This is a genomic window from Aeromonas simiae (assembly GCF_000820125.1).
Lineage (GTDB): Bacteria > Pseudomonadota > Gammaproteobacteria > Enterobacterales > Aeromonadaceae > Aeromonas > Aeromonas simiae.
Window position 1 is genome coordinate 1 of sequence record NZ_CDBY01000008.1, and the last position, 8,418, is coordinate 8,418.

The 8,418-nt window shown below is 50.5% G+C and carries 9 protein-coding genes; 7 read left to right on the forward strand and 2 right to left on the reverse strand.

The genetic code is table 11. The annotated features are described in order from the left end of the window. The first annotated feature begins 595 nt into the window (after positions 1-595). From relB to BN1134_RS01625, 5 genes are all read left to right on the forward strand, one after another. Complete coding sequence (relB, locus tag BN1134_RS01600; protein WP_232300579.1) at positions 596-826, forward strand: type II toxin-antitoxin system RelB family antitoxin; 231 nt, start codon at positions 596-598, stop codon at positions 824-826. Further along, a complete protein-coding gene (locus BN1134_RS01605; protein WP_042044879.1) occupies positions 816-1,100 on the forward strand; it encodes a type II toxin-antitoxin system RelE/ParE family toxin in 285 nt (94 codons plus the stop codon). Before relB ends, BN1134_RS01605 begins: the two co-directional genes overlap by 11 nt. Positions 1,101-1,398: 298 nt before the next feature. Then, positions 1,399-2,028, forward strand: coding sequence for a ParA family partition ATPase (gene parA, locus BN1134_RS01610; protein WP_042044880.1), 630 nt, complete (start codon positions 1,399-1,401; stop codon positions 2,026-2,028). Positions 2,029-2,048: 20 nt separating this feature from the next. Beyond that, positions 2,049-2,246 (forward strand): plasmid partition protein ParG, encoded by a 198-nt coding sequence (locus BN1134_RS01615; protein ID WP_042044881.1) that lies wholly within the window; start codon positions 2,049-2,051, stop codon positions 2,244-2,246. A gap of 814 nt (positions 2,247-3,060) precedes the next feature. Further along, on the forward strand, positions 3,061-3,303 hold the full coding sequence (locus tag BN1134_RS01625) for a hypothetical protein (RefSeq protein WP_042044883.1): 243 nt from the start codon (positions 3,061-3,063) through the stop codon (positions 3,301-3,303). Here the strand turns inward: BN1134_RS01625 and BN1134_RS01630 are convergent. After that, positions 3,290-3,592 carry a hypothetical protein gene (locus tag BN1134_RS01630; protein ID WP_042044884.1) on the reverse strand — a complete coding sequence of 101 codons (303 nt, stop codon included), beginning with the start codon at positions 3,590-3,592 and terminating at the stop codon, positions 3,290-3,292. The two genes, BN1134_RS01625 and BN1134_RS01630, sit on opposite strands and share 14 nt — an antisense overlap. Positions 3,593-3,745: 153 nt before the next feature. Here BN1134_RS01630 and mobQ point away from each other — a divergent pair, with 153 nt between their 5' ends. Next, complete coding sequence (gene mobQ, locus BN1134_RS18800; protein ID WP_052449398.1) at positions 3,746-5,284, forward strand: MobQ family relaxase; 1,539 nt, start codon at positions 3,746-3,748, stop codon at positions 5,282-5,284. 518 nt (positions 5,285-5,802) lie between these two features. Here the strand turns inward: mobQ and BN1134_RS19535 are convergent. Further along, on the reverse strand, positions 5,803-7,122 hold the full coding sequence (locus BN1134_RS19535; RefSeq protein ID WP_156991627.1) for a hypothetical protein: 1,320 nt from the start codon (positions 7,120-7,122) through the stop codon (positions 5,803-5,805). A gap of 383 nt (positions 7,123-7,505) precedes the next feature. Between BN1134_RS19535 and BN1134_RS19540 the strand changes: the two genes are divergently transcribed. Next, positions 7,506-8,402 carry a hypothetical protein gene (locus BN1134_RS19540; RefSeq protein WP_128274197.1) on the forward strand — a complete coding sequence of 299 codons (897 nt, stop codon included), beginning with the start codon at positions 7,506-7,508 and terminating at the stop codon, positions 8,400-8,402. Positions 8,403-8,418 lie beyond the last annotated feature (16 nt).

Consider the following 8,418-nt stretch of genomic DNA (forward strand, 5'->3'; position numbering starts at 1 on the left):
GGGATGGTGCGAAGGTGCTGTACCCCATCCGAGCGACAAGACCCGCCCTCGACGGGATCAAGTTTGCGGGTGACTTCATAGCGTCGATCGTCGGAGAGAGAGTGCGCGGCCCAAGGGGAGGCGGTTGGCGCACGCCAGTCGCCAGTAAGCATTCACCAGGACAGCATTGACACAGGAAAAATGAGACGATCGTCTCTTGATCCCACTTTCCTGATGAGCGATTTGACGTTATGACTCGAGGTAGGAGCCGGATGCGTTAGTAGCGCACGTCCGGATCTGTGCGGGGGGGGGCGAGTAATCGCCATTCCTACCGCGACCAGTCGCCAAACTGGCGGCGTATCAGCTAAAACGGTGACCGCGCATAAGGGGCGTTACGGTAAATCCAGCGCCCCTTTTTGTTGTCTGTTGTCTTGGCCGGACATCGAGGGAAGCTGCAGGAGTGGTTTCACTGTCTGCGCCGGACATTCAGGAGCCCTCTTCACGCCGGTGCTGCGGTTAACCAGATTGCCATCTCGGACATGTCGCCATGCTGCTGCTCAGGGTGTAGTATGTAGCATATTGTAAACATTGTAGTGTCGGGGGGCGTATGAGCGTGATGTCTGTCCGTTTGCCGGACGAGGTAGAGCAACAGTTGGGGCAGTTAGCTCAGTCTACTGGCAGGACTAAATCCTGGTTGGCCAACCAGGCTATTAAGGATTATTTGGCGCGTGAGGCCTGGCAGATCACGGAGGTAGAAGCCGCCTTGCGTGAAGCGGATGCGGGTGACTTCGTATCTGAAAAAGAGATGATGGCGAAGTTCAATAGGTGGGGTATCAATGCAGGTTAAGTGGCTGCGTAAGGCTGCGCTGAACCTCGAAGATGCTCACGATTACTTGGCAAAAGAAAACCCCAGGGTTGCCCAGGAGTTTGCGCACGAGGTATATCGCTTGGTTAACCTGCTGGTCGAACAGCTCTCGATGGGAAGGCCGGGACGTGTCCCAGGTACACGTGAGCTTGTGGTGCAACCTTACCCGTTCCTCATTCCATACCGAGTAAAGGGAGAGGAAATCCATATTTTGAGGGTGTTTCATACCCGATTACGGCTGCCTAGTCACTGGTAGTTGGATGTTGCCCGTTAACCCCATGCCTGGCATCCAGCCAGCCACTAAATAGCTAATCAAAGCTAAATATTGATTGTTCGTTTTTGTATTTTGATTGCGGGCGTTATATGCCCTTCGGCATCCGTGCCCCAAGAGGTTAGCCACTGATCTACATCTTGAGCGGTGGCATGGTGGCCAGTCTCTTGGAACTCCTGCCAAGACAGCAACCAAGACAACAAGGAGTGGCAGCCTCTTGCGTCTAAAGCTCATTTGATGATTTACTTCCTTACTCATTAACTCGATTGAGTGAGGAGGTGGCATGCTGGTTATATCGGTGTTGAACCAGAAAGGAGGGAGCGGCAAAACCACTATTGCCACTCATCTAGCGCGAGCCTTTCAGGTGGCGGGTCTCGATGTGCTGTTGATCGACAGCGATCCCCAGGGAAGCGCAAGAGATTGGTCTGCAGTGCGTGATGAGCAACCGGTGCCAGTGGTGGGGATAGATAGGCCAACCATCGAGCGCGACATCAAGGCGGTGTCCCACAAAGACTTGATCGTGATTGACGGTGCTCCGCAGGCCGCTGACCTAGCGATATCCGCGATCAAGGCAAGTAATCTGGTGCTGATCCCTGTCCAACCCTCTCCTTACGATATTTGGGCGGCCTCTGATCTGGTTGATCTGGTGAAGCAGCGGATAGAAATGACCGATGGCCGTTTGAAGGCTGCCTTTGTGGTGAGTAGAGCCATCAAGAACACCAAGATCGGCGCTGAGATCAGAGAGGCGCTGGAAGGGTATGGTCTGCCGGTATTGGCGGCGAGAGTGACCCAAAGCGTTGCTTATCCGAGCACCGCAGCTGCAGGTACCACCGTGCTTGATGCTGAGCCTAATAGCAATGCAGCCCAGGAAATACGGGGCTTGGCAGATGAAGTATTAGCATTACTCAAATGAGTTAGTAAGGGTGTGAGTAAATGAGTGCGTTGAAAGCTGGCCGCCCCAGTAGCGAAAAACGGGCAATGACCATGGGTGATATCGCAGGATCCGAGAAGATGAAGCGGGTTAATTTTGACCTGCCAGAGGTGTTGCATACCAAGCTGAAAATGCATGCTGCTGCACAAGGGAAGTCCATCAAGGATATCATGACGGACTTTGTTGAAGCCTTGCCGTGATCGATTGATTATCAACTATCCTGTCGGGATAGTATTGAATATATGAGTATTTTTTTTGCAGTAGTGCGCACTAAAAAGCGTTGATCGATCAGTCTGATCAACGCTACTCTGTGCGCCAGAAACGAAAAAACCGCCTTGGCGGGCGGTTTTTCGAAGGTACTCGGAGTTGGCGCTCTTTGTACCTGGTAACGGCTCCGTAGAGGGAAGCAGCTACCAAAAGTCCCAATAAGTTTAGCGGCACTTTGCCGTATCTTTCAAGCTAATTCCCTCTTTACACCCGTTACCGAAGGCCACCACCTTTGGCGCGTTGTCGTACCCGCACGGATTGGAAGCATGAGTTTGTTGCCGTGTATGGGTGTGGTTGGTCGGGCAGAACGGGGAAATCTCACATACTGCCCAGCGTGCGATCGCGCATCACAGCCTCCCAGGACTCGCAACCCTGGGGCACTTGCACCAGTGGAACGGAACAGCCATACACGGCACCACTCTAAAAACGCGTGGCGGCCCGGCCAGCAGGTGGGGGCTAAAGCAAGTGCAGCAGGACGGGATGTGTCTCTGGAGCGCGTGAGAGGGAGCCGCCGCAAGCGGCCTCGATAGTCCAGAGCAAGGCGAGCCTATCCAGCGTAACTACGTCATTTTTGACATAGCCAAGCAGGAGGGCTCTCCTATCTTCAAGCGCAGCGAAGATAGGAGAGCCCGCTGACTGCGGAGGCTTTGCCGACATCCTTTATCCACGGAGCGGGGTGCTCTTGACCATGCCCCCCGTTCGGCGCAGAATCAAATCTCAAACTTGATTCGTCAAAATGTGATACTGATGGAAGAGCTACAGGCAAAATGGATGTTCGACCAGGGTGGGTTCTCCAAGGTCTTGGTGGTGCCCACCCCCATGGGCGCCGGATACCACCTCCATCTGGTGAAGTTCGGTCGCCAGAGCGAGACCGTGGTGCTGGAACGGCAGCGCGGAGGGTGGCGGGTGTTCAAGAGCATTGATGCCGCTGCCAACACCGCCCATGGCATCGGGTTCCGGCGTATCGAGATCGATCTCAGCAGTCGCTAGGCTGCTCTGCCTCTGCCTCTGCCGGTCGGGCAGGCAGGCCGAACAGGGCTCGGTCATCAGTGCGATCTAGCGCTGTGTCCATGCGTTTTGTCAGCGCGGCCAGCGCCTCATCATCCTTATCTGCCAGCGCAAGATATACTGCACCCACGAGAATTTTTCGTCTCGTGTCATTTGCTCTGATGACACTCCGCTCCTTGGCCCTTTTTTTGGCATCAAGCCGTTGCTTCTTTGCCTTTGCCTCATTCAGTTTTTTCTGGAGCGTTTCTATCCGTTCTTCGATGGCCGTCATGGTTGTTCTCCGCGCTGTTTTCCATATCCTACCAGTAATGCATAAGCCAAAGAACGCCGACGGTGTGTTAATCTTAGGCCCATAAGGGCGCACTTAGGCAAACTGCGTTTGCGTGCGGCCTCCGGCGGTAAAAACCAAGGCATGAGGTGCGACATGGCTATCTATCATTGCTCTGTTAAGGTGTTCAGTCGTCGTAATGGGCAGTCAGCAACGGCTGCGGCTGCCTATCGTGCTGGCGAAAAGCTGCTGGATGAACAGACCGGGGAGCTGCACGACTACAGGAAAAAAGGCGGCGTCATTTCAGCGACAATGATCCTGCCAAGCCATGCCCCTGCATGGGCCTCCGACAGGGCGCGTCTTTGGAATGAGGTCGAGCGCTCAGAGTCCCGCATCAACTCGACGGTGGCGCGTGAATTTGAGATAGCCCTACCCCACGAACTGTCCCCCGATGACCGCGAACGACTGGCCCACGAATTTGCTCGTGAGCTGGTCGAGAGACATGGTTTCGCAGCCGATGTGGCGATCCATGCCCCACCGGAATTCCAGAGGGGCGGCACTGGGAAGGTGATCGACAATCAAAATCATCACGCTCACATCCTGCTCAGCACACGCCGACTGGGGCCGGATGGGTTCACCGAAAAAACCCGCGAGTTCGATGCCAGATCGGGGGGGCTGGGGGAGGTATTCGGCCCTGCGCTCATCGAGCACTGGCGCGAGCGCTTCGCGGTTCTCCAAAACCAGTTTTTGAAAGCCGCAGGGGTGGAGCAGAGGGTTGATCACCGGAGCCATCAGGCCCGTGGTCTAGCTACCGAGCCTACCCGCCATCTAGGCCCTGCGGCGGTTGGTTTCGAGCGGCGTACAGGGCTCGATAGCGAGAAACGCATGAGCGAGGCGCGGGCCGTCAGGGCTGCTGATGATCGAGTGCAGGAGTTGGATGGGGCGGTGCGGGAGTTGGTCGAACTGGATGAACAGGAGGCCGTTATCGCCGCCGAACTGGTTGAGAATCAGCGCTATGTTGCGATGGATGAGGCGGAGTTGAGCGAGGCTATCTCTCATGTCCACCCCATGGACATTGGTAGCCAGGTGGAGTCTTCCTGGGAGGTGTACCAGGCGAAACGTAGTGTCAGTGAGCTGGAGTCGAAACGCGATAGGGTGGCGAGGCAGATCGAGTCGTGGGAGGAAGAGCACCGCTTCACAACATGGCTCAACAGCAAGGGCATAGGCGGTGCCAAGCTGGATGGGTTGCGCACTGGGCTGGCTCAACTGGAAAGCCAGATAACGAAGGCGATGAGAAAGGTCAGGGAGGCGGCGGAGGTCGCGCATGAACGCCTCTGGCCGGAATACAACAGGCGGCTAACCCTGTTCGACGAGCTGATCGAGCTGCGTAAGGCGAAGCGGGAGCGTAAGGCGAAGCAGGTTGAGGCGGCGCAGTCGTTGGAGTTCACCACTATCGCCATTCAGCGCTCTCTGGGAGTGTTCGGGTGGGCGGACGGGGGGCGGGAGTGGAGTGCCTGCCCCAGACGGCTTCAGACGCTCATAGAGAACTACCTGTCGGCGTCTGGGGGGGGGAGGGAGGCTCTGAGCGTGGAAATCGGCAGGAGCGCGGAGGTGCGCGAACTGCTGGCCCACCAGAAACGGGCTCTAGACCCTGCTCCTGCACCGGAACGCAACCGCGGCCCCAGACTGGGGTAAGCCGTTACAGCTAAAGGCTACAAGTAGATGAGGCTCGGCCAAATCAAAACGTCAATTCGAAACATCAAAATCGCCAATTGATTTTGAGGTGCGGGGAGAAGGGTGAAAAACTGGGGCCGGTGGCCCCATTTTCCCGCCATCGAGGCGGCTTATCTGATCGGGTGCACCTCGACGGGCGGAGCAAGATATCGAAACAGGCCGCAGGATGTAAAAACAGGCTGAAACCATACCCCGCAGGATACGGCCCTCAAACCGCCACAGAAGCGTTGCAAACAAATGCCCTATCTTGGGTGTCGAAGCGCCCCAAAACGCGATACAGGCGGCCTGTTCGCCACGAACGCCCCGTTTTAGCCGCTAAAAATCGCTATTAAACATAATGGGCATTAGACGAACTAGTAAAACGAAGTCGACTTTAATCATTCGGACGTTAGGAGAACAGACTTTTTCCGAACTAATAAGCCCGTTGATGTTTTGAAATGCCTAAGAGACGGTCGGTTGATTCACCTTAAACCATTAATTTACCATAATATTGAGCTTTGCTGCTCAAGCCACCTTTCTGGGTACATATACACGTATTCCCCCCAGATCCTCCTTGCAGACTCGGACTCAATGCGACACTTTTTGTCATGTTGAACCCCATCGGCTTGCGCCGCTCTCAGTACATCAACGTCATTCAGGTCAACGCCATGACGCTTTTCAAAGTACCAAGATGAGACAAACATTTCTCCTGACTGTGAGCAACGATACTTGCCATTTTCGATTCGAATGTAATCACATGCACCAGTATTTTTCTTATGTATTTTTTGCTGGTTGTGCATATTAACCCTGTATGATCTTACTGGCTCAGTATCAAAAATATAAAGGTGAATTTTTCCACCGTCAACAATCAACTCTAACTGGAATTCCAAGTTGAGACAGCTCAAATAAGGATGTGGTCGGCCATACTCATCTGTGATGGGCCTCATGTGGGCCGTTGTATTTTTTGATAAGCTTCCCTTTGGCAAAGTTCCTAACACTAGACAATCATCTGTGCCATGTCCATTCACAGCAAAATTAATGGTGTTCGCAGACGTTTCAATGTCCCCAAAAAACATCACTGCCGTGTACCCATTTAAATCCCCAATCAATCGTAACTTATAACCGTAGTGCTCTTTTAAGCGATAGTCACGAGCCACAGAAAGTAAATGCTGACCATCGTGAGCTTTTACATTACTACTGCGATTCACTTCTATGCAATCAATCAATAGAGATTCAGAGCCAACCACTTCCACTTTCACAAATGCAGGTGCTGCGTATGTTGCCTCAAATATCTCTTCAACCTTTAGTCGGTCGCGGTAGACTACTTTATCGTCTAGGTTGCCCAAATCAAAGAACATGCTATTTAAATGGTTGAAAATCCCATTCTCTTTAACGCGTAGGACATCCCCCACTTTCAAATGATTTAAATTAGCACTGCACAGTTCATAAAAATCCCCCTTCAATGATGGGCTGATTATGATCCTAATGTTGTGTCGACTAGAACGTGGCGACTCCACCAGTTCAGGAAATACATCACTGTAAAAGCTTGCACCACTTTCTTTATAGGCTCTATTAGCAAGTTCTTGAATTTTATGGTGGTGAGCATGCTCTGATGGTGTGAAAAAGTTGCCTTCGCTGTCCTGCACGGCTTTATCATTTTGTTGAACCAGCCCTGCCTTCATTTGAGTTGACGGGCTTTTTTTCTCTTGTGAATAAGACTCACTGGATGATGAGTCAACTGGTAAAGATCTTTTTGTGTTCTCTTCATTATTTTTATTGTTTCTATTGACAAAAAGCTTTAGTATTTTGTGCAAATACATCTTTGTTACGCTCCCGTTTAAATGGTATGTCATGATACCATAATGTAGTATGAATTATCTCTATTGTTAAATGGGAGCGATTTCCATGAGGTTTTGTATTGGTATAATGCCATTTACCAAACACGATACTGTGTATACAAAAAGAGAAACCAAAATTTTGATCATATCAGCATTACGCATATATACGGTCACACCAGATGCTGATGAGTGGTGCACTTTGTAGTTGAATCCGCCGTTAACAAAACGTTCACGCTCTCGCCCTGGGGAGTACCGAAGGACAGGACTGGGGTGGATAAATACGAAGTTATATTTAAGCATTTTAGTTAAAAACTGTATTTAAATTATCGCCAACATGAATATAAAATTGATTGAGAGGTGAGAAAATGAACGTACTTAGGTTGCCGTTTTATTTGATTTTGACTATGTTGCTAACATCTTGCACTTCGTTACCAATAGGGACTTCGTCTACAATAACAGACGGCCATGTTGCTAAGTGTAATGAAATTGCCAATGAGGTAATATCTTTAGATAAAACTTTTAAGCCACGCAGAAATTTTATAACAAAAGAGTTAAAAGTTGAGGCTATAGAATTCAAAGGCGATATACTGCACTGTTCAGTCGAAGGGACGCCAAAAAACCATTATGTCATCGCTTATAAATCTTCGATAAATCAATATCAATCAATGATGGTTGATAACTCAGTCAATATAGTCCCTGCTTTGTATCAATTAGACCGCAGTTTGGTAAAGGTAAATTCGACTTGCAATAATGATATAACATATAAAGTCGAAGGGGATTATGTCGCTTGCATTAAAGACCCAAGCAGGAGACCTTCTGCAAAAAAAACAATGACGCTGCATGTATTAGATAGTCAAGAAAAATATCAAATGACTTATATGGTTGATCGTGATAATAGAATAGATGATGAGAGCATATTGAAAGATCTGTATCAACTAATGGATTCCGATCGCAAGAAGTTAAAATATGACAAGTGTACGGCGAATCCAAAATGCAAAAAGGATCGTGAGGATGCGGCCATCAAAGCTAAACAGGAATATTCAAGACAAAGGACTGCTGATAAGAGCAGTTGCAAGGTAATTGCAAATGATATGATGAGTAAATATGCTAGTCTCTCGGCACCTGAGATACTGCATGCTGTCAGCCGTGGACCCTATATTGTTTGTGTAGTGAAGTTCCTCAATTCATCTTTAGCTGGTGACCACGGTAAGGTCATACAAATAACTGGCAACCTACAGAATGGCTCTTATGAGTTTCAATAAAAACTAGGGATGGTGC